Source organism: Photobacterium profundum (assembly GCF_003026285.1).
GTDB lineage: Bacteria > Pseudomonadota > Gammaproteobacteria > Enterobacterales > Vibrionaceae > Photobacterium > Photobacterium profundum.
Genome location: NZ_PYOD01000002.1, coordinates 361,429 through 387,413 on the forward strand (window position 1 = coordinate 361,429; position 25,985 = coordinate 387,413).

18 protein-coding genes and 1 pseudogene are annotated in these 25,985 nt (G+C 41.1%); 8 read left to right on the plus strand and 11 right to left on the minus strand.

What is annotated here, in order from left to right:
- The first annotated feature begins 382 nt into the window (after nt 1–382).
- On the plus strand, nt 383–874 hold the full coding sequence (locus C9J48_RS06490) for an outer membrane beta-barrel protein (RefSeq protein WP_006229043.1): 492 nt from the start codon (nt 383–385) through the stop codon (nt 872–874).
- A 546-nt stretch (nt 875–1,420) separates the two neighbouring features.
- On the opposite strand, the gene C9J48_RS06495 is transcribed toward C9J48_RS06490, so the two are convergent.
- Nucleotides 1,421–2,326 (minus strand): DUF808 domain-containing protein, encoded by a 906-nt coding sequence (locus tag C9J48_RS06495; RefSeq protein WP_006229042.1) that lies wholly within the window; start codon nt 2,324–2,326, stop codon nt 1,421–1,423.
- A 394-nt stretch (nt 2,327–2,720) separates the two neighbouring features.
- On the opposite strand from C9J48_RS06495, the gene C9J48_RS06500 reads away from it, so the two are divergent.
- Nucleotides 2,721–3,842, plus strand: a complete 1,122-nt coding sequence (locus C9J48_RS06500) for a helix-turn-helix transcriptional regulator (protein ID WP_006229040.1) — start codon at nt 2,721–2,723, stop codon at nt 3,840–3,842.
- A 313-nt stretch (nt 3,843–4,155) separates the two neighbouring features.
- On the opposite strand, the gene C9J48_RS06505 is transcribed toward C9J48_RS06500, so the two are convergent.
- On the minus strand, nt 4,156–5,574 hold the full coding sequence (locus C9J48_RS06505) for an aminotransferase-like domain-containing protein (protein WP_006229039.1): 1,419 nt from the start codon (nt 5,572–5,574) through the stop codon (nt 4,156–4,158).
- Nucleotides 5,575–5,973: 399 nt separating this feature from the next.
- Complete coding sequence (locus C9J48_RS06510; RefSeq protein WP_006229038.1) at nt 5,974–7,230, minus strand: D-amino acid dehydrogenase; 1,257 nt, start codon at nt 7,228–7,230, stop codon at nt 5,974–5,976.
- Nucleotides 7,231–7,342: 112 nt separating this feature from the next.
- Between C9J48_RS06510 and C9J48_RS06515 the strand changes: the two genes are divergently transcribed.
- The 4 genes from C9J48_RS06515 (at nt 7,343) to C9J48_RS06530 (ending at nt 13,029) form a co-directional block, all read left to right on the plus strand.
- Nucleotides 7,343–8,293, plus strand: coding sequence for a LysR substrate-binding domain-containing protein (locus tag C9J48_RS06515; RefSeq protein ID WP_006229037.1), 951 nt, complete (start codon nt 7,343–7,345; stop codon nt 8,291–8,293).
- 474 nt (nt 8,294–8,767) lie between these two features.
- A complete protein-coding gene (gene speA, locus C9J48_RS06520) occupies nt 8,768–10,690 on the plus strand; it encodes a biosynthetic arginine decarboxylase (RefSeq protein ID WP_006229036.1) in 1,923 nt (640 codons plus the stop codon).
- A gap of 150 nt (nt 10,691–10,840) precedes the next feature.
- Nucleotides 10,841–11,764, plus strand: a complete 924-nt coding sequence (speB, locus tag C9J48_RS06525) for an agmatinase (protein WP_006229035.1) — start codon at nt 10,841–10,843, stop codon at nt 11,762–11,764.
- 92 nt (nt 11,765–11,856) lie between these two features.
- Nucleotides 11,857–13,029, plus strand: a complete 1,173-nt coding sequence (locus C9J48_RS06530; RefSeq protein WP_006229034.1) for a cation:proton antiporter domain-containing protein — start codon at nt 11,857–11,859, stop codon at nt 13,027–13,029.
- Between the two features lie 161 nt (nt 13,030–13,190).
- On the opposite strand, the gene C9J48_RS06535 is transcribed toward C9J48_RS06530, so the two are convergent.
- From C9J48_RS06535 to C9J48_RS06555, 5 genes are all read right to left on the minus strand, one after another.
- Nucleotides 13,191–16,262 (minus strand): efflux RND transporter permease subunit, encoded by a 3,072-nt coding sequence (locus C9J48_RS06535; RefSeq protein WP_006229033.1) that lies wholly within the window; start codon nt 16,260–16,262, stop codon nt 13,191–13,193.
- Nucleotides 16,259–17,344, minus strand: a complete 1,086-nt coding sequence (locus C9J48_RS06540) for an efflux RND transporter periplasmic adaptor subunit (protein ID WP_006229032.1) — start codon at nt 17,342–17,344, stop codon at nt 16,259–16,261. Before C9J48_RS06540 ends, C9J48_RS06535 begins: the two co-directional genes overlap by 4 nt.
- Before the next feature lie 2 nt (nt 17,345–17,346).
- Nucleotides 17,347–18,300, minus strand: coding sequence for an efflux RND transporter periplasmic adaptor subunit (locus tag C9J48_RS06545; RefSeq protein ID WP_242610789.1), 954 nt, complete (start codon nt 18,298–18,300; stop codon nt 17,347–17,349).
- A 727-nt stretch (nt 18,301–19,027) separates the two neighbouring features.
- On the minus strand, nt 19,028–20,251 hold the full coding sequence (locus C9J48_RS06550) for an HlyD family secretion protein (RefSeq protein ID WP_006229030.1): 1,224 nt from the start codon (nt 20,249–20,251) through the stop codon (nt 19,028–19,030).
- Nucleotides 20,244–20,636, minus strand: coding sequence for a hypothetical protein (locus C9J48_RS06555; protein WP_050764821.1), 393 nt, complete (start codon nt 20,634–20,636; stop codon nt 20,244–20,246). Before C9J48_RS06555 ends, C9J48_RS06550 begins: the two co-directional genes overlap by 8 nt.
- A gap of 184 nt (nt 20,637–20,820) precedes the next feature.
- Between C9J48_RS06555 and C9J48_RS06560 the strand changes: the two genes are divergently transcribed.
- A complete protein-coding gene (locus C9J48_RS06560) occupies nt 20,821–21,834 on the plus strand; it encodes an AraC family transcriptional regulator (RefSeq protein WP_006229028.1) in 1,014 nt (337 codons plus the stop codon).
- 18 nt (nt 21,835–21,852) lie between these two features.
- Here C9J48_RS06560 and C9J48_RS06565 read toward each other — a convergent pair whose 3' ends face one another.
- Entirely contained in the window at nt 21,853–22,347 is a 495-nt protein-coding gene (locus tag C9J48_RS06565; RefSeq protein WP_006229027.1) for a hypothetical protein, read from the minus strand.
- Nucleotides 22,348–22,633: 286 nt separating this feature from the next.
- Between C9J48_RS06565 and C9J48_RS06570 the strand changes: the two genes are divergently transcribed.
- A complete protein-coding gene (locus C9J48_RS06570) occupies nt 22,634–23,569 on the plus strand; it encodes a universal stress protein (protein WP_006229026.1) in 936 nt (311 codons plus the stop codon).
- Between the two features lie 250 nt (nt 23,570–23,819).
- Here C9J48_RS06570 and C9J48_RS06575 read toward each other — a convergent pair.
- Both C9J48_RS06575 and C9J48_RS06580 read right to left on the minus strand, forming a co-directional pair.
- A pseudogene (locus C9J48_RS06575) lies at nt 23,820–23,975 on the minus strand (DDE-type integrase/transposase/recombinase); the annotation flags it as partial.
- Nucleotides 23,976–24,149: 174 nt separating this feature from the next.
- The gene (locus tag C9J48_RS06580; protein ID WP_006229024.1) at nt 24,150–25,637 is read right to left on the minus strand and encodes a BCCT family transporter; all 1,488 of its coding nucleotides are present in this window, start codon (nt 25,635–25,637) and stop codon (nt 24,150–24,152) included.
- Nucleotides 25,638–25,985 lie beyond the last annotated feature (348 nt).

Sequence of the window (25,985 nt, forward strand, 5' to 3'; positions counted from 1 at the left end):
CAGTCGCCGTCACTTCTTTCTATATATTTAAAGTGTCTTATGCATGCATTCTTTACATGGATACAAGAAGGTATTTCACAGTTAAAACTCGAAGTGGATAAACGTTTATCCAGTTACAATCTTACTCGTCTTAAAATAATGTCTTGTCGTATTTTTCGATTAAATATTCAATATCAAGCTCAGACATGAACCACCCTATTGGACGCATGCCATTGCCATCAATAAAACATTGATTTATATTTCTTCCGCGCTCTAAGGCAGCGTATTGTTTGCACTGAGTTACCTAATATTTATGACCTTTGAATTTCACTGGAAAAGGAATTCATTTTGCCCACAACTACAAGTGGGCTTTTTATTACTTAACACAAATAAGAGAATACAAATGAAAAAAGTACTTTTAGGAATGGCTATTATCGCGGCATCTGCATCAGTTCAAGCTGATAGCGCTGTTACTCTTGGTTACGCTCAATCTGCACTTAAAGAAGCATCAAACTCTAATGGTTTTGCTTTAGGTTATTCATATGTTCCAGCAGGTCAAAAGCTAGGTGTTATCACTTCAGTGCTTCACACAAGAGGCGATGACAACAGCAACGGCATCAAAACAAATTACACAATGACTTCATTATCTGTTGGTCCAATGTACTCAGTGACAGAATCACTTGATGTTTACAGCACATTAGGTTTCATGACTGGCAAGGCAGACATTAAAAGTGACTCAGTAAAAGGCACAGTGCGAGACACAGCAACAACGTTAGGTGCTGGTATTCAGTACAGCTTTGAAAATAACTTTGTTACTAAGCTTGGTATGGAAAAGACACTTAACAATGATATTGATGCAATCAACTTCATTATCGGTGGAGGCTACCGTTTCTAGGTTAATTATAGGCGCTGTTCTAGCGCTTTCTATGCTGACTGGCTGTGCAAGCACTCCTAAAAGTGCCGTTAAAGAGGTTGGCGGAATGATATTAACACCAATGTCTCACAGCCACCGCTAGAAATAAGCACATATGATAAAGCCCACTTAATCATGGGTTTTTATTGCCTGTAAATAAAGCAACTTTCATTTCACGCGAGTTCTCAAAGAAATTTATTCAGAGCTCCGTGTTTACTGAAAACCCTTGAGAATGTCGAATTGCATTCCTAAGCACCAAGGTCGAATAAACCATCTAGTTAATAAAAACGGTCTAACAATTAAAACAAAAAATAAGTAATAGGAACATTTAACGGTACAAAAAATGATATTAAAAATCATCGCAGGGTTCAAAAATAACGCTCTGGTTCATTGCTCTTCTGGGATATTTTTTTCAGAATATAACATTCTAATCAATCTCTCTGCAATTGGCTTGATTAGCTCGGTGACGAAATAGATGAATACTTATACGACCTATAGATAGAAAAAGCCCTCGTCATAAAACAAGGGCTATTTACCACGTACTTTCTGTACGGCAGTGACTACTGCTAAAACAATTATACCTGCTACTACCCCGACTACACCGTTAAACAAAGTGGGGGCTATTACATCAGCTGTCGGAATAGAGGTAACCGACTCTGTAATCGCATGCACTATATCGTGAGAATTAGGTACGCTATGAACAACAATACCTCCCCCGACTAAGAACATCGCTATCGTGCCAACTACTGCTAAAAATTTCATTAAATAAGGGGCGGCATTCACAAGGAAGGTACCAAATACACGCTTGATGGTTTTCTCTTCGCTGTTTCTTACCAAATACAAACCAGCATCATCTAATTTCACAATGCCGGCCACCAGCCCATACACACCCGCAGTCATTACTACCGCAATCAAACTGACCACCATTAATTGAGTAGGAAATGGGTGTGTTTGTACGGTACCTAAAGCGATAACAATAATTTCAGCAGAAAGAATAAAATCGGTTCGTATTGCCCCTTTTATTTTTTCTTGCTCAAACGCAACTAAATCAATGTTTTCATCTTCCGGTTGCTCTGATGTTTCTGATTCCTCTTTACCGTGTAAGAACTTATGAGTGATCTTTTCTACACCTTCAAAACACAAAAATAACCCACCGAGTAAAAGCATTGGGGTAATGAGCCAAGGCGCAATGGCACTGATTAATAACGCCGCAGGAACTAGAATTAGCTTATTCTTAAACGAGCCTTTTGCAACAGCCCACACCACAGGAATTTCACGTTCAGCCCGTACACCTGAGACTTGTTGTGCATTCAACGCTAGATCATCGCCAAGTACCCCTGCCGTTTTACGTGCCGCTACTTTTGTCATTAAAGCAACGTCATCTAAAACAGTTGCAATATCGTCTAGTAGGGTCAATAAACTTGCACCTGCCACTGGATCACTCCTTCTAAAAATTCACATTGAATAAATAATATTCTCTTTCCAGCATAGACCTTGATTCATAGCGTTAGTTTCAAGCTTATACATTTTTGACAAGAAACTCATACAAATAACGACTCAAAGACACCCAGCATCACTTTGCTAATACATTAGCAACAGAATTTTCACCAAAAGTATAACTACGCCTCGCACAACATTAGAGCATTTAATTACCATATTTGAATAACAAGCAAAAAGATGTATATTTTTTATATCAATATAACTGCGATATATAGTAGATTCGACTATAGCAAAACTACTACATTGGTACGTATGTCCAACTTAACAGACAATATTTAATCGAGCATCGTTTTTAACGATACTTATAATAAAATAATAACGGACAAGCATGACCAAATTTAATTTCGATGATTTAATAAAATCACTTTATAGCTCTTTGGTTGATCCTGATGGATTTAAACCTTTTTTATCAAAACTCATAGAACAATGTAATTTCCGCTCTGGTGCTTTAATCATGGCAAATATGGAGACAAGAGATGTCAATATCATCTGGATGGAAGGCCTAGAACTAGAAAACCTTCAATTATTCATGGAGCGTTTAGATCGTAAAGATCCACTAATAGAAGAACTAGTGAAAGCGGCGCCAGGATCGTTAATCATTGCAGGAGATGCAACGAGAGAGGTTGCAAGAATTAATGAACCCGAATTCTATCGTGATTGGATTTGTGACCTCGACATTCATTATGCTGCTGGTGCGGTCTTAACCATTGAAGGCAGCTGGGTTAGTCAAATGGTATTTCAACGACGCCATGATCAAGGCATGTTCTTACCTGATGAAATGGATATGCTGAAACAGCTTATTCCCCACATGCAGCATGCTATGCACTTACATCATATAAAGGTGGATCAAGATAAGCAGCGCTTACTTTCACAGCTGTTATTTGATCAAATACAGCAGCCCGTTATTCTGATAGATAGTACAAATAACGTCTGCCACTACAACCAAAAAGCAAGTGTTTTTCTATCTAAAAATTACCCGTTAAAAGTCGTTAATAGAAAACTTCAGTGCATTAAAGGCAATAAAAATACTGAGATCAACGTCGCTATTGATGAGTGCAGAAAAAATAACAACACCCAAACTGTCCATATTAAGACAGAAGATAACCACGTATTAGCACTTACTTTTGCTCCTTTGGTTAAAGAAAACAACAGTATTGAAAATGGTATCGCTATTTTTATTTACAATAGTGAACAAGCTCCTAACCTTGATTTGAAAATATTGCGTGATTTATTTAATTTATCTGACAAAGAAGGCAAAGTCTGTTGTGAATTAGTAAATGGACGATCTCCCGCCGAAATTGCTGATTTACACTACCTCTCATACGAGACAGTAAGAACTTATATTAAGCGTATAATGAAAAAAACGCAGACTAGCCGACAAAACGAATTGGTTGCTAAATTAATGTCCAGCCCTGCATTTTATCCTATCACTTCACCTTTAAATGTATAAAAAAGTATAAGCTAGTCTACAAAAGCATATTAATGTCCCCAAATGGGGACATTAATTTTCTGTTAATTCAATTAGTCTACAGCATATAAATTGAGTGACTTAAATTAGTCTCTATTTGACGTTACATTAAAATACAAACAACGCAACCTGGCTAGGTAGTTGATTTATTTGATATTGATTTATGACTATACATAGACTTAATGAATACGAAGAAAAGAAGCTAATACCATCTCAACATTTTTTAGTGACATCCGATAATTTCGCACGAGCCATGATTGGTGCGGATTTTATGGCCACGTAAAGTGGCCTTTTTTTATTTTTTAATGCAATTAGCGACAGTTTTCAAAGCCTGTTGAGTTCGTTCATCCCATGGATATGAGCAGTTAATTCGCATACAGTTTTTATACCTATCATCACTCGCAAATAATGACCCCGGTGCAATACTGATATTATGCACATCTAATAATCGTTGAAGTAGCTCTGACGTATTAATGTGCTTAGGCAGCACTACCCACAAAAAGTATCCACCTTCTGGTCGGGTAACCTGTGTTTCTCGTGGAAAATATTGCTCAATCGCATCTAACATTTGTTGTTGGCGCGCTTTCAATTGACGTCTTAATCGCCGTAAATGAATATCATAACCACCATGTAGAACATATTGTGCAAGTGCTAATTGATTAGGAACCGCAGTAGATAAGGTCGACATCAATTGAAGCTGCTCAATCTGCTTAGCATACCTCCCCGCGACTACCCAGCCCACTCGAAAACCTGGCGCTAAGCATTTAGAAAATGAACCACAATGCAGCACCATCCCGTTAGTGTCGTAAGCTTTAATCGGTGTTGGTTTCGACTCTGAAAAATACAGCTCGTTATACACATCATCTTCAATAAGCGGAATCATGTGCTTCATCAGCAGGCTATTAATCGCGATCTTATTTTCATCAGGCATTGAAGCTCCTAGCGGGTTTTGATATTTGCTCATCAACCAGCAAGCTTTAATGTCGTGGGTTTTGATCGCAGCTTCCAATGCGTTAACCGACATACCCGTTCGGGGGTGTGTCGCTATTTCTACCGCTTTTAAACGTAATCGTTCTACTGCTTGTAGGGCACCATAAAAAGCGGGGGATTCAATCGCCACAGTATCGCCAGGCTGTGTTACTGCCATTAAACTCAGTCCTAATGACTCCATGGCACCAGAAGTGATCACAATGTCATTGATTGATACATCAATACCATCTCGAATGTAACGTTTAGCTATCGCACGACGTAACGCAATATTACCCGGCGGCAAATCTGTCACAGTACTCTGTGCTGGCATTGTTTTCATGGTTTGTGCCAATGCACGACCAAGTTGTTTAAGAGGAAATAAATCAGGGTCAGGAAAAGCTGAACCAAATGGCATCACATCAGGTCGCTTACAAGCCGTTAGTACATCAAAGATATGCGCATTTATTTTAATTGAGCGATTCACAACTTGAGGCATGATTTGCAGTGGTTCAGCTAAACGATTTAAATGGGCAGTAACAAAGTAACCTGATTTGGGTTTGGCGTAAATCCACCCTTCGGTTTCTAACAACTCATAGGCTTTAAGCACAGTCATAGGGCTAATACTGTGTTTCTTACTCATGACTCGAATGGAAGGGATACGATCGCCAGGCAACCAAATTCGCTGTTCTATTTGCTGTTGTATTTCCGTTGCTACAGCGTGGTAGCGGGTCTGTTGGGGCGCCATTTTCCATCAACCTTAACGAATAGAAATATTATCTTGTCTGAAGAGATTATACCTATTCAGGTTAATGTTATGTTGTTTAAATAACGGCCTATCCTTGAAAAATAATATTGCTTGCCCAAAAGAAGATATAGCCCTCAATTCCCAATACCATACACACGGCAAAACTCAGGCACTTTTGATCTTCTGTTAATTGTTTGATATTCACTTTCCCACCTTATGTTCATCTTAATACGGTTTCACTAAGGCTTATTTGAACACAGCTCAAACACTTATAGGGTAATACAACCAACAGTGTTACAGGGTATAACAGTTGCTATAAGATATGAAAATTCTTAAATTGTTCTACCTCTACTCACTCATTAAGTAACCCCTGCCCTTCGAGCTGAGGCAACAGAAGCTTTAAAAATTGTAACGAGCGATGCTTAACCCATCAGGATCGATATCCGGTGTTACACCACTGATGACATCAGCGAGTAACCGTGCAGAGCCACAGGCCATTGTCCAGCCTAACGTGCCATGCCCAGTATTGGTGAATAAATTAGAAAAAGGGGTTTTGCCAATAATTGGCGTACCATCGGGCGTCATTGGACGCAACCCTGTCCAGTATTCCGCCTTGCTCATATCACCGCCATTTGGAAATAAATCTTGCACCACCATCGCGATAGTCGCTTTGCGTTGCTCACTTAAATCTAAATCATAACCAGCAAGCTCTGCGGTTCCTGCTACACGAATACGTTGCTCAAAGCGTGTCATAGCCACTTTATAGGTCTCATCCATCACAGTTGAAACAGGCGCTTGTGTCTCGTCGGTTACCGGTATCGTTAATGAATAGCCTTTTACTGGATAAACAGGAATAGCTAACCCCAATGGTGAGAGCAACGAAGAAGAATACGAGCCCATTGCCATTACATACGCATCAGCTTTCAACTCCCCCATGCTGGTTGATACAGAGTTAATCTTACCCTGCGTCTGGTTGAGCTTCTGCACGTCAACATTGAAATGAAATTTCACGCCTGCCTTTATCGCTAATTCAGTAAGTTGCTGGCAAAACTGATAACAATCACCCGTTTCATCATCAGGTAGTTGCAACCCGCCTACAAGCTTATCTTTTACACTTTCTAAACCCGGCTCGGCTGCAATACAACCTGCCACGTCTAGTTCTTCATACCGTGTACCACTTTCTGCTAGTACTTGAATATCTTTTACGACAGCTTCGATTTGTGCTGCATTTCGAAATACTTGTAATGTACCTTGCTGACGCCCTTCATAATTGATCGGCTGATGCTTTCTCAGATCAATTAAACAGTCACGGCTATAATTCGCCACGCGTAACATGCGTGCTTTATTAATTTGGTAACGTTCTTGATTGCAGTTCGCCAGCATTTTCGATGCCCATACATACAGATCGGGCGACAAACTTGGTTTAATCTTTAAAGGTGCGTGTTTTTGCGCCAGCCATTTTAATGCTTTAACTGGAATACCGGGGGCTGCCCATGGTGATGAATACCCGTATGATATCTGCCCTGCATTCGCAAAACTCGTTTCTTCTGCACTTTTTGACTGACGATCAATAACAGTAACATCATGACCTGCCTCAGCAAGATACCAAGCTGACGTTAATCCAATCACACCACAACCTAATACGATCACTTCCATACATACTGACTTTATTGATAACAAAATAATACATGCAGAATGTGCGATTTACATTTGATTAACAATCGATAAATATTAATATCTGTGTTTAGTATTTCTAAAGGCAGGTCAAATGAGCATGATTCGATTAAAAGGCAATGTGTTAGCAGGGTTAGCAACATTTGAAACAGTCGCGCGTTTTGGTAGCTTTACACAAGCCGCCGAACACCTGCACATTACGACAGGTGCGATCAGCCAACAAATCAGTCATTTAGAACAAGAGCTAAGCTTCGTACTGTTTGAAAGACACTCTCGAGGAATTCGTTTAACCAATGAGGGTAACCAGCTATACCTCGTGGTAAACCAAAGTTTGACCGATATTAGGGGTGTGATTAATCGAATCCAAAAAGCACATCATGCTGAAGGTGAAATACACCTTAAACTGACCCCCTCTTTTGCTTTTAAGTGGTTAGTGCCTCGCCTTCACGATTTCTATACTCAATACCCCGAGATTAAAATACATACCTTCGCTGAAGGAGCACTTGTCGATCACAACGATACCAATTTTGATTTAGCGATTGATTATGGGCAAACACCCTATCTACAAACACGTAATAAAAGCCAGGTATCGTTATTAATGGCAGAAAAACTCCTCCCCGTGATGAGCCCTGATTACATGAAAAAATTTGACTGGAATAACCCACAAGATACAAGTCAAAACATTTGGGAGAAAGTCAGATTACTTCACGATGCAATGCCATGGCAACATGCCGCTAAAGATGATGAATGGCGTTTTTGGTTTAAAGAAAATGGATTAACACCACTCAACGTAGATATCGGTCTTCAGCATGGGCATTATTTTAATCGTACCGACATGGCGATGGCTGCCGCAGCAGCAGGATTAGGGGTTGCTTTGGCTCGCTGTGCACTTGTAGAAGAAGACTTTTCGAAAGGCAGCCTAGTTTCACCTTTCGAGCCTTTGGATGCCAAAGCGGGTTATTACTTAATACAACACCATCACTCACCTGCCATTGAATGCTTTAAAGCATGGTTAAGACAGCAAATTAATTCATCTAATGCATAAAAAGAAACGTAACAGGCACAAGTAGCATATGAAAGTGATAAAACACCAACAATGCCAAATATCACTTTCACTATTATATTTCCAACAAGAAATACTTCACTTAACGATAAAACTTTTTTATTTGCAAAGGCGATTCATCAATTGTTTAATCCACCCAACACTTACTAAGTACGTTATCAGCCATAAAATCTTTACGTGCTTATATTCCATAAATAACACTAGGAATACCGTCGCTAATACTGCCCAGCGAGCTACGCATCTACGACCTTTCTTTATATCTTCCCGAGATAAAGAGAAAACCTTTTAAATCCGTGTATTACCAAGGTTGTCAGCTAATCATTTATGCTGCACAAAACGGTGTCTGCTCTAACGCAGATTAACGAAGTTGAATGTATTTTCAACGCCTTGGCCTATATAAAAGTGTTGCTGTGACCCCACAGTAATAGTCGTTATCATCAAAAGAGTGATGTGAAAATGAGTAATTGGTCAATTCATGATGCGCGTGAAATGTATAACACGCCCTACTGGAGCCAAGGTTACTTCGATATTAATGCGCAAGGTTCTGTTGTAGCTTGCCCTGATAAAAATGACCCAACGAATGCGATTGATCTGTCTAAACTAGCAGATGAATTAATTGCTGCAGGTGCTTCATTACCTGTACTGGTTCGATTCCCTGATATTCTGCAAAATCGCGTAGACAGCCTTTGCAGCGCATTTAATCAGTCAATCGAATCTTATGATTATCAAAATAGTTATCTTGCTGTTTATCCAATAAAAGTGAACCAGCAACAAGCCGTTGTCAGTGAAATTCTAAAAAGCCAATATGCAAAACAGCAGCGTCAACTGGGATTAGAAGCAGGCAGTAAGCCAGAACTTATGGCTGTATTAGCCATGGCGCAAGAAGCCAGCTCTGTGATTGTGTGTAATGGCTATAAAGACCGCGAATATATTCGCCTTGCGCTTATTGGTGAAAAGCTTGGGCACGAAGTGTATATCGTGCTTGAAAAAATGTCTGAGCTGAACATTATTCTTGAAGAAGCTAAGCAACTTGGTGTTACTCCTCGTTTAGGTTTGCGAGCGCGTTTAGCATCTCAAGGAAAGGGGAAGTGGCAATCAAGCGGTGGTGAAAAGTCCAAATTCGGCTTATGTGCTTCACAAGTCTTAACCGTAATCGACTTATTACGTGAACGCGATATGTTGGGGTGCCTGCAATTATTGCACTTCCACTTAGGTTCTCAGCTTGCCAACATTCGTGACGTAAGAAATGGCGTTGGTGAAGCAGGTCGTATCTATGCCGAGCTCAAAAAAATGGGGGTGGGTATTACAACGGTCGATGTAGGCGGTGGTTTAGCAATTGACTACGAGGGTACACGTAGCCAAAGCAGCTGCTCGATGAATTACAACCTGAGTGAATATGCTAATAATGTGGTTTACACCTTAGGCGATGTTTGTATCGAATACGATATTGCAATGCCGCGAATTATTTCAGAATCGGGACGAAACTTAACAGCCCACCATGCGGTACTAATTACCGATGTGATTGGTGTTGAAGGGTATAAAGCAGAAGATATCTCTGCACCTGCCGACGACGCACCACAGATTTTGCATAACATGTGGCGCTCTTGGAAAGAGCTATCAGAATCGACAAGTCACCGCTCGTTAGTGGAAATTTTCCATGATAGCCAAAGTGATTTATCTGAAGTGCATGCATCTTTCAGTATGGGATTAATCAACTTCATCGATCGCGCTTGGGCTGAACAAGTGAGCTTACGCCTGTGCTATCAATTAGAAAAACTATTATCAGCCAAGAACCGTGCACATCGTCCTTTATTAGATGAATTACATGAACGCTTAGCCGATAAATTATTTGTGAATTTTTCGCTTTTTCAATCATTACCTGATGCTTGGGGAATCGATCAGGTTTTCCCTGTATTGCCTCTATCGCAATTGGATAAAGCACCTGAAAGTCGCGCCGTGATTTTAGACATCACCTGTGATTCTGATGGTGCTATCGATCAATATGTTGAAGGGCAAGGCATCGAAAGTACGTTAGCCGTACCAAAATGGGATGATGAAAACCCCTATCGTGTAGGGTTCTTTTTAGTCGGTGCATATCAGGAAATTCTAGGTGATATGCATAATTTGTTTGGTGACACAGATACGGCAGTTGTACGATGTGATGGCGCTGGTCACTACGAAATCGAACACATTGAACGCGGTGATTCAGTCGGTGATGTATTACGCTATGTACATTTAGATGCTCGTGAATTCTTACGTCAGTATGAACTAATGGCAAAGGCGAACCTGCCTGAATCTGAGCACGCTGATATCCTTGGTGAATTGGCTGAAGGGCTAAACGGATACACCTACTTAGAAGATATGCGTAACAACAAATAGTCGTTACTCAATATCGTATTTTAATATCATATTTTGAAACCAAGATAGTTAGTCGTTATACCAATCTGAATAAGTAAATTTATGATCAGATACTTATTTAGGTTGGTATTATAATATCGGCTGACTATCTCGCATTGCCAGGAGACAACAGTGGCAACAATTGCAAATTACGCCGATTACTCATTATATTCCAATGCATTTGGGTTCTTACGACAGCCATTAAATTTCACACCACAGCAATCTGATGCCGATGTGATCATTACAGGTGTGCCTTTCGATCTTGCTACTACGGGACGTTCAGGAAGCCGAATGGGCCCCGGCGCTATTCGCCAAGCATCTATCAACCTTGCATGGGAAGGAAAGCGCTGGCCGTGGACGTTCAACTTAACCCAAGCCATTAAAATTGAAGATTGTGGTGATCTGGTTTTCGATTGTGGTGATCCTGCTCAAATGAGTGAGCGGCTTGAAATTCATGCCGATAGCTTAATACAGCAAGGAAAAACATTACTGAGTTTTGGTGGCGATCACTTCGTTACCTTGCCTTTATTGCGCGCACATGCAAAAAAATACGGTGAAATGGCATTAATCCATTTTGATGCGCATACCGATACTTACGATATGGGCAGTAAGTATGATCACGGTACAATGTTTTACCATGCACCGAATGAAGGGTTAATCGATCCTACCCATTCGGTTCAAATCGGTATTCGTACTGAACACAGTCATGCACTGGGTTTTAACGTTATTGATGCAGCGAATGCCAATGACCGCACGGTAGAATCCATTATTCAGCAAATTAAAGAGATAATCGGTACTCGCCCTGTTTACCTTACCTTTGATATTGACTGTTTAGATCCCGCTTACGCTCCGGGGACTGGTACACCAGTATGTGGCGGATTAAGTACCGATAAAGTACTGAAGATACTAAGAGGTCTTGTTGGTATTAATTTAATCGGAATGGATATAGTGGAAGTAGCACCAGCCTATGACCATGCAGAAATAACCGCACTTGCTGCGGCAACCATTGCGACTGATTTATTGCACCTTTGGGCAAGTAATCAAAACAAGAACTAACAATCACTTCTACGGGGAAGTCACCACTTCCCTGCTATTTAGCTCGATCAGTATTATCCTTTAAAGAGTCCGATTTCACGGATATGAGGGATATGCAGGTCAATCTCGATACAATCATCTTTGAATTATGTGCCATCGTGATAAGTACTGCGATATTAGGTACAGCATTTCTTTACGCCCGACAGCCGATCATTCTGGCTTATATTGCCGCGGGTATGCTAATTGGACCTCATGGGCTTGAGTGGATTCACAATGCTGGAAATGTGAGTCAAATCGGACACCTTGGCGTCATTTTACTGCTTTTCTTACTTGGGCTTAATCTTCAACCCAGAAAGTTAATTCGTCTATTTAAAGAAAGTGCCATGGTGACATTAGGTACGTGTAGTTTTTTCTTTTTATGCACTTTGGGTTTTGGTTTAGCCATTCAGCTCGCCCTGCATGATGCACTCGTTGCTGCTGCTGCTCTCATGTTTTCCAGTACGGTTATTGGATTAAAATTAATTCCGACCACAACACTGCATCACAAACGAATGGGTGAGATCATGACCAGTATCTTACTGGTGCAAGACATTCTCGCCATCACGGTTATTCTATTTCTCAATGTCGATAGTAATGACGGCATGATGCTCGCCTTTGGTATGCTCTTAGTAAAATTTAGCCTGATGTGTATTTGTGCTTATTTAGGTGTGAGATACGTTGTTCTACCCTTATTTAGTCGGTTTGATGTCATTCAAGAATACAGTTTCGTCACCACACTCGCGTGGTGTTTGCTGTGGGCAGAAACGGGGCATCAAGTTGGGCTATCTTATGAAAGTGGGGCATTCATTGCAGGGCTATCTATTGCTGTAAGCCGAGTATCTCAGGCTATTTCCATTCATTTAAAGCCTCTACGTGAGTTTTTCCTGATTCTCTTTTTCTTTTCCATTGGTGCACGTATGAATCTCACCACGGCCAATATCTACACATTATGGGGATGTTTATTCGGCGGTATATTAATCTTGATTAAAGCATGGGGATTTCGCTTCGCCCTACACGTCGCAAAAGAAAAAACCAGCATGAATAAGGAGCTCGGTGCGCGATTGAGTCAAGCCAGCGAATTTTCATTATTATTAGCCTATTCCGCCATGACAACTGAGCTCGTATCACAAGAAGGAATGATGTTTATACAAGCCGCAACACTAAGTACGTTTGTAATTTCAACCTATTGGGTTGTTAAATATTACCCTACCCCAATTTCAATGGCCAAAAATCTACGGCAAGATTAACGCAAGATAGTAATTAATAAATAGCTATAGTTTTAATTTTTTAAGTATTTACCACCGTATTGCTAGACTGGCTAGAACTTAAGCATAACTTTGAGATAAAACATAAAAATCCCCGAAGCATCAGATGCGTTCAGGGATTTGTATCTAGCAACGAGTCAGAATTAGAACTCTTTGTAACTACGGTACTTAATACTAAAGAAGATCGTATAGAGCACAGGCACGATGAGCAGCGTCAGAATAGTTGCAACACCTAAACCAAACATGATTACAGCAGCCATCGACTCGAAAAAAGCATCTGTAACCAGTGGCAACATACCTAAAATCGTCGTGATCGCCGCCATACAGACAGGACGTACACGGCTTACCGTAGATTCAAATACGGCCTTAAACGGTTCTTTTCCTTCTGAAATATCAAGATTGATCTGATCAAGTAGGACAATACCATTTTTAAGCAACATACCAGACAGACTTAGCATCGCAAGCAATGCCATAAAACCAAATGGCGTTCCCATTACCAGCAGACCCATAGTGATGCCTATCATGGCTAGAGGTACACAGCACCAAATAACCAAAGGCTTTCGTATCGAGTTAAACAAGAATACGGTAATAAGGAACATCACCATAAAACCCATTGGCAATGAAGCAAACAGCGCGGTACTTGCATCACCAGACGATTCATATTCACCTCCCCATTCTAGCTCATAACCAGGTGGTAGTTTTATAGCTTCTATCTGGGGGCGAACCTTGTTAAATAACTCGGCTGGTAAAATGTCATACTCAAAATCAGCATCAGCAAATATGGTTAAAGTACGTTTTCGATCGCGACGTTGAATAATTTGATCTTCAAATTTAACATCAAAACCATTTATTACCTGCTGCATGGGAACATAGACCGATAATGTCGGGCTCCAGATCAGCAAGCTATTGATAGACTCGATATTGACCCGCTCTTCATCTGGTAAACGCGCAACAATAGGCAAAAGATTAGTACCTTCACGATATAATCCTGTCTGTAGCCCCGCAAAGGCATAATTCAGGGTATGATCGACATCTTCCTTATTGATGCCTAAGCGACGAGCCTGAGTTTCATTAAACTTTGGTTCAATAAATTTAGTCCTTTCCCGCCAATCGTGACGTACGTTCACTGTCCCTGGGGTGGCATTAAATATTGCTATCACTTCAGTCGCAATATCACGCAGCACATCAGGATCGGAACCTTGGATCCTTGCCTCAATTTTTGCGTCTGTTGATGGACCTATCTCTAGTCGCTTAAACTTTAGCTGGGCTTGCGGGAACTCAGCCTCGATTTGTTTACGATATGTCGACATTACAGAATCAAGCATATCAAAGTCTGATGTCCGTATTGCTATTTGAGCAAAGGCTGCATAACTTTTTTGTGGTTCATAGGTCAGCATAAACCGTTGAAAACCTTTACCGATGGTGGATGATATAAATTCAACATTATCTAACTTACTTGCTATTTGCTCCATACCTGCAATGGCTTCACGAGTTTCACGAATATCTGTTCCCTCCGGCAACCAGACATCTACCAAAAAGATAGGTGTAGTTGAAGGTGGGAAAAAAGACTGTTTCACGTAACTGAAACCCATGATAGAGATGGCAAAAGCAACCACAACAGCCATTACCGATACCCAACGGAACCGCATACACACATCAAGCAAGGCTTTATAGCCGACAAAGAATGCACCTTTGTATGGATCGCTTTCTTCTTCACCGCTCGGCGCCACCGCTTCTTTACCAAAAAAGAGTTGAGCAAAAAATGGGGTTAAGGTAATTGCTGTAACCCAAGATAAGGTCAGTGAAAATAGCAAAACCCAGAACAAAGAGCCGGCAAATTCACCTGTAGAGTCAGGCGAAAGACCGATAGGCGCAAAAGCGGTAATAGCAACAATTGTTGCGCCCAACAGCGGCCACATCACCTGACCAACAATGGATTTAGCCGCCTCAAGCGTGGATTGACCACGTTGACGCCCCATCAGGATCCCTTCAACAACCACAATGGCATTATCAACCAGCATACCCAAGGCAATAATGAGAGCACCCAGAGATATTCGTTGCAGCTCTATCTCCGCCATTAACATCAGGATAAATGTGCCTAAACAAGTCAAAAAGAGAATTAATCCAATCAGGATTCCGCTCTTTACTCCCATGAATATCAGCAGCACAACAATAACAATCACGACAGCAGCTACTAGGTTCAAAATAAAATCCCGAACCGAGTTATCAACCTCCACAGGCTGGTTATACATAAACTCCGAAGTCATACCAGCAGGGCGGGCAAAATCAATATCTGCTAATTTATCATTAACTGCTTTACCTATCTCGACGACATTAACACCCTGACTGAAGGAGATACCTATATTGATCGCTTGGCTCTGGTCAAAAGTAACAAAGTGATCGGGTATTTCCTGAAATCCTCGATGGATCGTAGCGACATCTTTTAGATAAATGAGCTTATCTTTTGATGTGCCAGGAATAATTAAGTCACCTAACTCTTCGACAGATTGAAAAGCGCCTGTTGGACGTAAGCTTAAGTTTTCACCGGCAATACGAATATTACCGGAGTCGACGACCATATTCTGGGAGTTTAGCAAATTAGTAATAAGGGTTAGATCGATTTGGAACGAAGCCAGTTTACTTAATGATATTTCAATGAATACTTGCTCTTGCTGCTGTCCTTCCAGAGTGACTTTACTGACGCCCGAAACCAACTCCAATTCACGTTTCACATAATCGACATAATCTAACAGATCTTGGTAGCTATAATCATCGCCACGGACCATCATCATGACACCATACACATCACCAAAATCATCATTAACTAATGGCGTATGAACCCCAGGCGGCAATTGACCTGTCATGTCCCCCACTTTACGTCGCAGCTCATCCCAGATTTGAGGTAACTCATTTGGACCATAAGTATTTTTTATGGTCACTGTAATTTGGGACATGCCGGGAGTGCTAATGGAGACAATATCATCCACATACGACAAGGCCTGAATCGCCTTCTCTATAGGGTAAGTGACCTCTTCCTCTACCTCTGTAGCTGTGGCGCCTGGATAAACCGTTACGACAACTGCATCTTTAATAGTAAAAGGGGGGTCTTCCAATTGGCCTAAACCGAAGAATGACATTACACCGCCAATCAACAGGATCAGAGTAAACATCCAACTTATGATGCTGTTCTTAACAAAATAACTTGCAATATTCATCGTTCACCCTTCATCTGCTCAACTTTTTGGCCTTCGGTCAAACGTGAAGCTCCGTCAGATATGATCACTTCTCCATCCTTCAAACCCGCAGTGATTTCTATCATATCGCCCGAAAGAATACCTAAACGGACCTCTCGGAGCGTTACTGTCTGACTATCGCTTTGATATACCCAGACATTAGAAATTTGCTTATCCAATAACAATCCATCTTGCATCATCACTGCATTCACTGGCACCAGATACCCACGGCTATAGGTGTAAGTCATATTCTCTAAATCAACATTGACCTTAGCTTGCATGCCTTCAAGCACTTTATGCTCAGGATCAAAATCAACCGCCAAAGTGGCAATATAGCTGTGAGTCACAGGATCCTTGATCATGCTCACTTCCAAAGGTCGACCCTCAAACGTGATATCGGGATAAGCTTCAAAGGTCACATCAAAAAGATTATCATCTGTTCTATCCTCTTCCCGTATCGCAACAGAAATAATCATATCGGGTATTTGTACATCCACTTCGATCAAGTCCATTTTGTGCGTACTTAAAACAGAGACACCCGACTGGATATTTTCAAAAGCATCGAGGAATACATCACCAACTATGCCGTCAAACGGCGCCTTTAACTCGGTATACTCCAGCGTAAGCTCTGCCATACGAAACTCTGCCTTTGCCACTAAATACTCAGCGCGCATCTTGTCGAATTCAGCCTGCGACATCAGCTTTTTCTTTAACATTGACTTGCCACGTCGGTACTGGTTATAAGTCTGCTCTTTTTTGGCTCGGCGATCATTAAGCGCAATTTCGTAATCTCTCTTATCTAAAACCGCTAACAAGTCGCCTTTCTTAACCTGTGTTCCTTTCGAAACAGGGATCTCAGCAATTTTTCCATCAACACGAAAAGAGAGTTCCGCCAAATCATGTGCTTTAGCAACACCATTAAAGACTCGCCCGACTTCGTTCTTAGATTCCGGTAACTGGAATACCTCAACACGAGCTATTTTTTCTTCATATTCAATTTCGTCAACACAGCCCAACAAGGCGGTACTACTAAATAAAGTTATCGCTAAAATATTCCTTTTCATGGTTACAGCCCCCTCTCCTTAACCCAAGGCACTGCGGCTTGGCCATCTTGTAGTTCAATTGCACCGGTCGTCACTAGCCAGTCACCATCTTGTAAGCCATCTACCAGTCGGCCCTTATCAAGTTTTATTGCTACTTTTTCCAATTTAGCGCTCTCAGGTAACCAACGAAAAACAAAATTACTGCCATTATCCTGTACTAAAGCACCCGCAGGGATTTCAAGTAATTTATCATTGGCAGAACCAGGAATAGTGAGCTTCACCTTTGCATTCATGCCTGAAAGAACATTTACATGGTCGGGAGTCGGTAAAGTGAAAACAACGGTATAGCTTGCTGTTGATGGATCTGCGACTGTGCTCAGCTCTTTAAGGCTGGCTTCAAACCATTGTTCTTTTCCCTCAAAATTAATCTCGACTTTGAGTGCGTTTTCTTCTTGCTTTTGTACTCGTTGCAATGAGCCTATATATTGCTCAGCCAGCTGAAAGCTTACATCGACGAAGGATTCCGTTTGAATTCCCAACACCTGTTGTTTTTCTCTAACAAACTCAAATTCTTCCGAATAACGAGTTGAGATAGCCCCGTCATAAGGTGCCAGCAACTTAGTATAGTCACGATCGTTATTCGCCTTGTCTAAAGCTGATTTGGCGGTAGCTCGTTGGCTCTTAGACTTATCAAAATCATTTTTAGATATAAAGCCTTTACCCACCAACTGCTTAGATCTTTTATAAAGAACTCGCGCTAATTCATATTGTGATTTTGCAACCTGATATGCCTGCTCGTACATAGCAGGGTCTATCGTTGCCAATAGATCACCAGCCTTAACTTGAACCCCAGGTCTAACCAATATTTCGTTAATTTCACCAGCAACACGAAAAGAAAGTATTGCTTGGTCTGACGCCTGTACCTCCCCCGGTAAAATTCGTTCTTTTTGACCATCACCAATCTGGACCTGTATCATCTTCACTGGCCTAGGGTAATCAGGCTCACTCTCAATCTTTCTTTCATTACCGCAGGCAGTAAGAAAAGTTAGGCTAGTAATTAGCAAACAAGCCCTGAAGTAATGCAATTTCATACCTAAAAGATACCTTTTAGTGATATTTATAATATTTGCAAAAGTATAGTGTAAATATTAATCACAATTAGACTGAATTATATATGTGTAGTTAATTCCCCCTAATAATCCGACTTCTTAACTGTTGCTAATTTTAAATGTAGAACCACTACATCTATAAATAAGCGCCTTGCCTAGAGCCCAACCAATTCTCGCTGAAACGAGCATCTTGAGATAACTTGGGTATACACTTACATGGTAAGTTCATGCGAGAGAGATCATAGCAAGCAATGAAAGAGCGTGATGATAAAACGCTTATAGAAGGTTATGTGTAAGTGGAGGGTGCATATACGAATGCATTTAGCACTGTCGATGAATTTAAGAAGGTAGAACTTATACCAATCTAGATAAGTATCTGACCATTACTTATCCAGAATGGTATTATTCGCTGGACTAAAAATGATTGGTAATATTAAAAAAAAAGCTGTAACCCTTAAGCCTCAAAGAGTTACAGCGAACTACAGTCAGCATTTATACTGCAGAAAATGGTTAGCGGTTTTAACGCCTAAGTTTTTCACTTCGGTTTATTTTTCTAAGTGCATACCGAAGATGTTTATACGTTTTATCTGTCAACTTACATTGACCAAATGTAGAAGATTTGCGATTTCATTCGAATAATAATGCCTCGAATAACATCTAAGAATCCAAGGAAGCCAATGGGTTTATCTGCACTTATCCATGCCAAACCGACAGACCCAACTGGAATGTCATAACCATCGGTTTCATTAAGCTTTAATCGAACAAAATGGTGTTTATTCGCAACATTAGCACCTGTTACTTGTCGAACATTATCGTCTCGTGCTAATAAGCTACCCTGCGATTCACCCGTGGCCTCAATAATGCCTTCCACTTCTGCATTAAATACTTTTCCGGGATAAACAGCAGAAGTAAATTCAGCCATCTGCCCTGATTTTACATTACGAATAGCCTGGTGGTTAACTCGCATTAATACGTATTTTTCTTCGGTATACATCTGAATACGTGGCATAGCACCAACATATTGCCCTTCACGCATAATAAAATTCGTTAAATAACCATCAGCGGGGGCATGTACTTTCGTGTTATCTAAATTCCATTGTGCTTGCGCGACATTTTCTTGTTCGGTTACAACATCAACCTCATGGCTATTCACATTCAACTGCGATTTTTCAAAATCTAATTTAGCTTTGCTTACCGATAGTTTTGCTTTATCTAACTGAGATGCGAGTGTGATTTTCTTGGCTTTCGCCACTTCTACCGCCGTACTTTGTTCATCAAGCATGCTTTCAGTAATTGTATGATTAACAACTCTATTTTGCTCAATGTAACGATTATACGTTGTCTGTTTCCATCTCAAGTCTTCTTCAGCTGCATTAATTTCGTTCTTAGAAATTTCAATATCTTTCAATGACGCTTGGTATGACGATTCAAAAATACGGACATCTTCTTTAGAAATACTTAATGAAACTTCTGCTGAATTAAGTAATGACTCTGCTTTATTCTTCGCAATAACGTAAGGCTCATCATCAATTTCATATATTAATTGTCCTTCCTTCACCTTTTCATTAGGGCTAACGTAAATAGCTTTCACATTCCCCTTAATTTTGGTCGATGCGGGACGAAGTTGAATATGGGGGGATTGCACCAGTGAGCCACCAGACAGATCCATCGGAGCAAATGTGATAAGCCCAACCCATACAAACATCAACCAGCCTGTTCCACCTAAATAGGCAAAACTTTTCGAATACTTATTCCATGGCATACCCACTAAACGAAGTAAGTAAATAAACAAAGCCCAAACAGCTAAACCTTCAAGCATGCTCAGCCTCCTTATGTGTTGCGGTTACCGATGAAGCAGGTGTTGTTTCATGTTCATTTTTATATTCAGAAGGTGGGACACGTTCAAACTCATCATCTCCTTTCCAAATATCACGAATTCGACGCAATGCTTGCTCGCCATCTACAAAGGCAATAATGACAGCAACTACCCACACCCAGTGCCATAAGAAGCCAATCCATGTAAGGGCAGTAATCAATCCTATTTGGTGATGTTCTTTGCTTGCTGCTTTATGAATTGGTAATTCATGTATCTTCCAAAAACCAATACCAATAGCTGCCACAGTGCCGATCAAAACAACCGCGGCAACGACATGCAATGCTGTATCTACGCCAGTATCAACGAATGGCATACTAAAGAGGCTCATTTACAATCTCCAATTTCATGAGAGAAATTATTATTTCGTATTTTTATTTTCGAGCATTGTTATTGATATCACATAAGAAACACCAACAAAGGATAGAATAAATCAATACCAGCCAATTATTGATTTATTCTATCCACAATGTAATATTCAGAAACAGTTTAGTGTCATTCCAACGAGATAAAATATGATTGATATTCCATTTATCAGAACGGCTTTTTTACTGCCTCTCATTGCTGGTGTTGAAAAAAATTTTGGTCTTACTTCAAATGATTTAGGTATACCGAAGCGTATTATTGATGAGCCAATGTCATTAATTCCTCTCTCTGAAGTAATGACATGGTTAGAGAATATCGAACATAAAACAAACAACCCAGCCTATATGTTAGATATTTCCTCAGAGCTAAAATTTTCTAATATGGGATATATTGGAGAATGGTTTTTATCTTGCCCAGATCTCTCTTTAGCGTTTCGTCGTATAAACTATGGTACCTCGTGCTTACAGTCAGGTACGACATTCCACGGTGAGCAATCAGGGAAAATGATGAAGTGGTGCTATAACAGTAGCCAAACCAAAGGACGTGCTCGCTTACAAGACAGCTTGCGTGTCGCTATTATGTATATGCACGCGCTAAGATATTATATGGGAGAAAAATACTGCCCAATTTCAGTAGAGATAAGTGGCCCACCTTGCGGAAAAGGTAAAGCTGAAGCTTTCTTTGGTTGCAACATTCAATGGAATGCCCCCGAAACCAAGGTGTGGATCGATATGGCTATTTTAGTTACTGGCAATAAAAAGGAATTTTCGGTTACACGCCCAATCATAATGTCTAACTTACAACTTGATGATTTACTAAACATGCCTCAACCACAAGACACCGCAAAAGTAATATTTGAACTGGTCAATTACGCTCGATATTACGGTCGCCCAAATGTTGACTTTGTAGCCAAGCTTATTGGCTTATCACGCCAACAACTTCAACGCCGTTTACATGAATATGGTTGGAATTTTACTGTCATTACGAGCTACGTTCTGTGTAATTTAGCGATTAAATATATGATGGAAGGCATGAAAATAGCCGATATTGCTAAAGAACTCGGATATACCAACCCCCAGAGTTTTAGTAAGGCTTTTCAACAATATAGAGGGGTAACCCCCTATGAATACCAACAGAAACTACTCGAACGTAGTCGTTATTAAAACATATAACAAATAGAGTTAGGCGCGCTTTTGTTTTTCACACTGCATCGAAAAGTGATCTTCCGGTGTAATGTGATACCACATATCAAATTGCGCTTTTTCATCACCTTTCAATGTTGGCTTAAAGAAAATTCTGTAACCTGTAAGATCGCGGCGTTGATCATAATTGAAAGGGTCAAGATTATGTGGGTCAGAGATAATTTCACGTGTTAATTCTAAGGGTTTTAATACGTAATCATCCCCTTTCAACTCAAAACGATAATCAATAAATAATTTAAATTCTAACTGTGTTTTTCTCTCAGATTGATAACGCACCCATTCTTCAGACATCACCGTGCCATCATCACGAAAATCATACACTACCCAACTTTCTTCATTTGAGTCTGTCACTTCAGTCGGTTCACATTGCCATTTACCATTAAAAGAAAATTGCGATGAGGCTATTGCCGAAGATGAAATCAACATAAAAGGAAGTAATAACCCCAGCGTCGATACTTTTTGTTTAAATTGCATTATTGATCCTTCCTTGAGGCCGCTTCCTAAGGGTATTACATAACGGCAAACCTCAGTGTACAGTAAACCATGGATAATTTAATAACTCATCAACCCCAACTCATAAACACACGTAACAGTCTGCTATTACTTAAACGATTTCGAAGATGCTGTGGCATTAACCTCTTACATAATTTTTCATAGATTTTGATCTATGCTGTACATATTAATTATATTTTGACGTTATTCACTTCTGTGTGTGCCATTAAAATTGCTACTACCCCTTTAATTATTCTTGGGAGGCGTTATGAACTTCAATCAATTATTAATTCCCATTGCTCCAGAGCAGCCACTTGGCGACTCATTCCATCAAGCTTTGCGTTGTGCAAATAGCAATGCATCACAAGTAACACTACTAATGGTAATCGAAGAATTAGCCGAATTAAAAGAAATAGCTAATCACTCTGGCACGACATTAGACTTACTCGATAAAGCCACCGAGGTTTATCACGCCGAATTAAAACAACATGTACTCAATCTTAAGACTCTGTATTCCAATGTGAAATTCAACACCCAAATTCGAACAGGTATCCCTTTTATAGAGATCATCAAAAGCGCAAAAGAATTTCAATCCAAAGTCATCATTATTGATTCACATCGAAGCAACAAAGAGCGAGCTTGCCAATCGGGAAGTACAACTCGGCACTTAATGCGAAAATCCGAAATTCCAATTTGGTCAATTAGCCCCAATTCAACGCCGATTCGAAACGTCGTAGCCGCGATAGATTTTTCAAATCAAGATAACGAGGGTTTCACGGATAAAATCATTTCGTTAGCCATCGAATTTTGCACGTTAACTGGTGCAGATCTTACACTTTGCCATGCTTGGCGCCTCGAATCTGAAGGTTTTTTAAGAAAATGGAGTGGCTATACCGAACTCGATATTGCCCTTGTTGCCAAAAAAATGCGTGCCGATAGAGCAACGCGTCTGAAATCGCTTCTAATGCCCTATGAGAATAGTCTGGTCAATACAAAAGTGCGGCTACTGGAAGGTGATGCGAGAACCGTGCTTCCCCAGTTTGTAGACAATGAATCTGTCGATGTTGTTATTCTGGGCTCACTTTCCCGTTCAGGTGTTGCTGGCTTCCTTATGGGAAATACTGCAGAGTCGATGCTCAATCAGCTTAATTGCTCTGTTATCACCCTCAAACCTGATGCATTTCGCTCACCTGTACTTAGTTAGTAATGCCAGAGCAGTAAATAGAAATCTATTCTAAGGGCAATGAACAATGAGATGTGCGTGATATACCCAAGTCACCTCAATATGATGGGAAAAAAGCATGGGGTAACGCCTGCCACATGGGTCAAGCTCAGCTCACAATGATTACATTGACTCTTTGTTGGCACTTTAAAGCCGAACACTATAAGACTACTTGAAAAACGTTTCTTACAGCGAGGGCAAACCAATTTTAGTTGCCTGATAGAGATGAAAGTTAGAGTACCCCTCGGTCAGAATGGATAATGAGGTCTGGCTCAATCTCTCTTCGATTAAGCGCTATATTCAGTACGTCAGTGATCAACTGTTCAGTCATCGTTGCGTCTAATGACCAACCGACTATTGCCCTCGAATAAAGGTTCATTACTGTTGCTAGATAAAGCCACTATCAGATTTTCAATTATTCATGATCGCAACATATCACTTTATGCAAACAGAAAGATCTAACCCTACGTTCTTTAAGAATCTTTTTTGATAAACAGCCAGACAAGGACGCCGACGAATATAAAAACGTTAACATTAAGTAAGGTATCCACTAATTGCAGCGTCATTTGAAGGTCTCCTTTCTTAACTCTTTGATAAAACAGACTGCGATCAACAAAACAATGTAAACGAACGGCAAGGCACCCAAGGCGATGATGCTTTTGACGGCAGCGATGCTGTTGGAGAAAATCATCACCAACCCAAGCGCTCCCAGAATCCCCCCCCAAACAAGTTTAGTCTTCGTGGATGGATTGAGATCACCACCACTGGAAAACATGGAGAGTACAAACGCCGCACTGACCACGCTCGTCACCACGAAGAGGAAGGCTGCGATAACAGTGGCACCGATCGTCAGATCGGAAAAGGGTAACTTATCGAGGACAAAAAATGTGGTGCTATCGATGTGATTGTCAATCACATCCAGGATTGCCACATCCGTTTCCAATACCCCATAAAACCCGACACTACCAAAAACGCCGAACCAGAAGATCGAGAAAATTGACGGCACTAGAACCACTCCGAGGATAAATTCCTTGATGGTCCTACCCTTTGAAATACGAGCGATGAATACGCCCACGAACGGAGACCAGGCCAGCCACCATACCATGTAGGTGAGGGTCCAGGATTGAAACCAGTTGCCCGCAACCTCATCATAAAAGGTCAGAGTATGGAAACCCTGTGTCAGGACTCTTGAGAAGTATTCGCCAGCCCCTCCCATGATCCCACCCATAATGTAATGGGTGGGTCCGGCGAGGATGACGAAGAACATCAGACAGCCCGCGATGGCCATGGCGGTGTTAGAGAGCACTGCCATCCCCTTGCCAAGGTCAACCGTCAGCGGGCCGAGGTAAGCGATGATCAGCATCCCAAAAATGACCAAGCTGATGGTCATTCCCGATTTTTCCAACCCGAACAGAGACTCCACGCCGGCCTGAACCTGGAAAACGCCAATGGCGATGGAACCGCCCACACCGATGGCGATCGCGGTGATCGCCATAAGGTCACTGAAGCCGCCCACCCACTTCGGCCAGCCTCGATCGCCGAAGACATGCCGGATGGGAGCACTGATAAGATTAGGTGTTCCCTTACGGAAACTGAAATAGGCAATGATAAGGCCAACGGTGGCATAGATGGCCCAGGCATGGAACCCCCAATGGAAGTTCGTGGCAAAGAGTGCATTCTGTGCCGCATCTGGTTGGCTCATATTGGGTAGAAAGGATTTATAGTGGAACAGGGGTTCGGCACTACCAAAATAGAGAAGACCCACTCCCATACCTGCGGCAAAGAGCATCGTCAACCAGCTCACGGTGGAAAACTCTGGCCTGTCGTCATCCTTGCCCAGCCTTATGCTCCCGTACTTGGAAAAGGCTAACCAGATACACAGGTACACCAGCAGGCAGGCGGTCAGCATGATGAACCAACCTCGACTATTGAACATGATCCCGACCACCTTCGAAGAAAATTCCGCCAAACCAGCCGTGTCAGCGATACCCCACAGTGCAATCCCGCCAGTTAAAGACAATGAGAGCAGAAGAATTGGATTCTTGAACATGAGCATTCCTTTCGGTGCTGACCAATTAAAAAAGTTACCAGAGCTTCACAGGGTCAAGTCTTGCCTTTTGCATCAGGCTAATATCATGCTTTCTATAACCCATGCTCTACCAATTACTATATGAAAAAAGCGAGAGTTGCCCCCTTACTTTTGTTCTTAATCACGCAGGTACTCGCTTAACATGAACTCATAATGACTGTAGCATTGGACGCGGATTTTGCACTCCATTGCCTAAACTGGTTACATATAGCAAAGCACTACGAGGAATTACTTCCTCAGTTTGTTTGATAACTAACTTTGGGACAAAGGCGAGTCAGAGCAGAGCGCCCTGACTCGTCACTGGACAGA

Bases quoted from the DNA above. Each gene is read 5' to 3' on its own strand.
- C9J48_RS06570 (WP_006229026.1), top strand. From the start codon at position 22,634: ATGAACTTCAATCAATTATTAATTCCCATTGCTCCAGAGCAGCCACTT.
- C9J48_RS06560 (WP_006229028.1), top strand. From the start codon at position 20,821: ATGATTGATATTCCATTTATCAGAACGGCTTTTTTACTGCCTCTCATT.
- C9J48_RS06535 (WP_006229033.1), bottom strand. From the start codon at position 16,262: ATGAATATTGCAAGTTATTTTGTTAAGAACAGCATCATAAGTTGGATG.
- C9J48_RS06510 (WP_006229038.1), bottom strand. From the start codon at position 7,230: ATGGAAGTGATCGTATTAGGTTGTGGTGTGATTGGATTAACGTCAGCT.
- C9J48_RS06580 (WP_006229024.1), bottom strand. From the start codon at position 25,637: ATGTTCAAGAATCCAATTCTTCTGCTCTCATTGTCTTTAACTGGCGGG.
- C9J48_RS06540 (WP_006229032.1), bottom strand. From the start codon at position 17,344: ATGAAAAGGAATATTTTAGCGATAACTTTATTTAGTAGTACCGCCTTG.
- speA (WP_006229036.1), top strand. From the start codon at position 8,768: ATGAGTAATTGGTCAATTCATGATGCGCGTGAAATGTATAACACGCCC.
- C9J48_RS06550 (WP_006229030.1), bottom strand. From the start codon at position 20,251: ATGCTTGAAGGTTTAGCTGTTTGGGCTTTGTTTATTTACTTACTTCGT.
- C9J48_RS06490 (WP_006229043.1), top strand. From the start codon at position 383: ATGAAAAAAGTACTTTTAGGAATGGCTATTATCGCGGCATCTGCATCA.
- C9J48_RS06530 (WP_006229034.1), top strand. From the start codon at position 11,857: ATGCAGGTCAATCTCGATACAATCATCTTTGAATTATGTGCCATCGTG.
- C9J48_RS06515 (WP_006229037.1), top strand. From the start codon at position 7,343: ATGAGCATGATTCGATTAAAAGGCAATGTGTTAGCAGGGTTAGCAACA.
- C9J48_RS06555 (WP_050764821.1), bottom strand. From the start codon at position 20,636: ATGAGCCTCTTTAGTATGCCATTCGTTGATACTGGCGTAGATACAGCA.
- C9J48_RS06505 (WP_006229039.1), bottom strand. From the start codon at position 5,574: ATGGCGCCCCAACAGACCCGCTACCACGCTGTAGCAACGGAAATACAA.
- C9J48_RS06545 (WP_242610789.1), bottom strand. From the start codon at position 18,300: ATGATACAGGTCCAGATTGGTGATGGTCAAAAAGAACGAATTTTACCG.
- C9J48_RS06565 (WP_006229027.1), bottom strand. From the start codon at position 22,347: ATGCAATTTAAACAAAAAGTATCGACGCTGGGGTTATTACTTCCTTTT.
- C9J48_RS06500 (WP_006229040.1), top strand. From the start codon at position 2,721: ATGACCAAATTTAATTTCGATGATTTAATAAAATCACTTTATAGCTCT.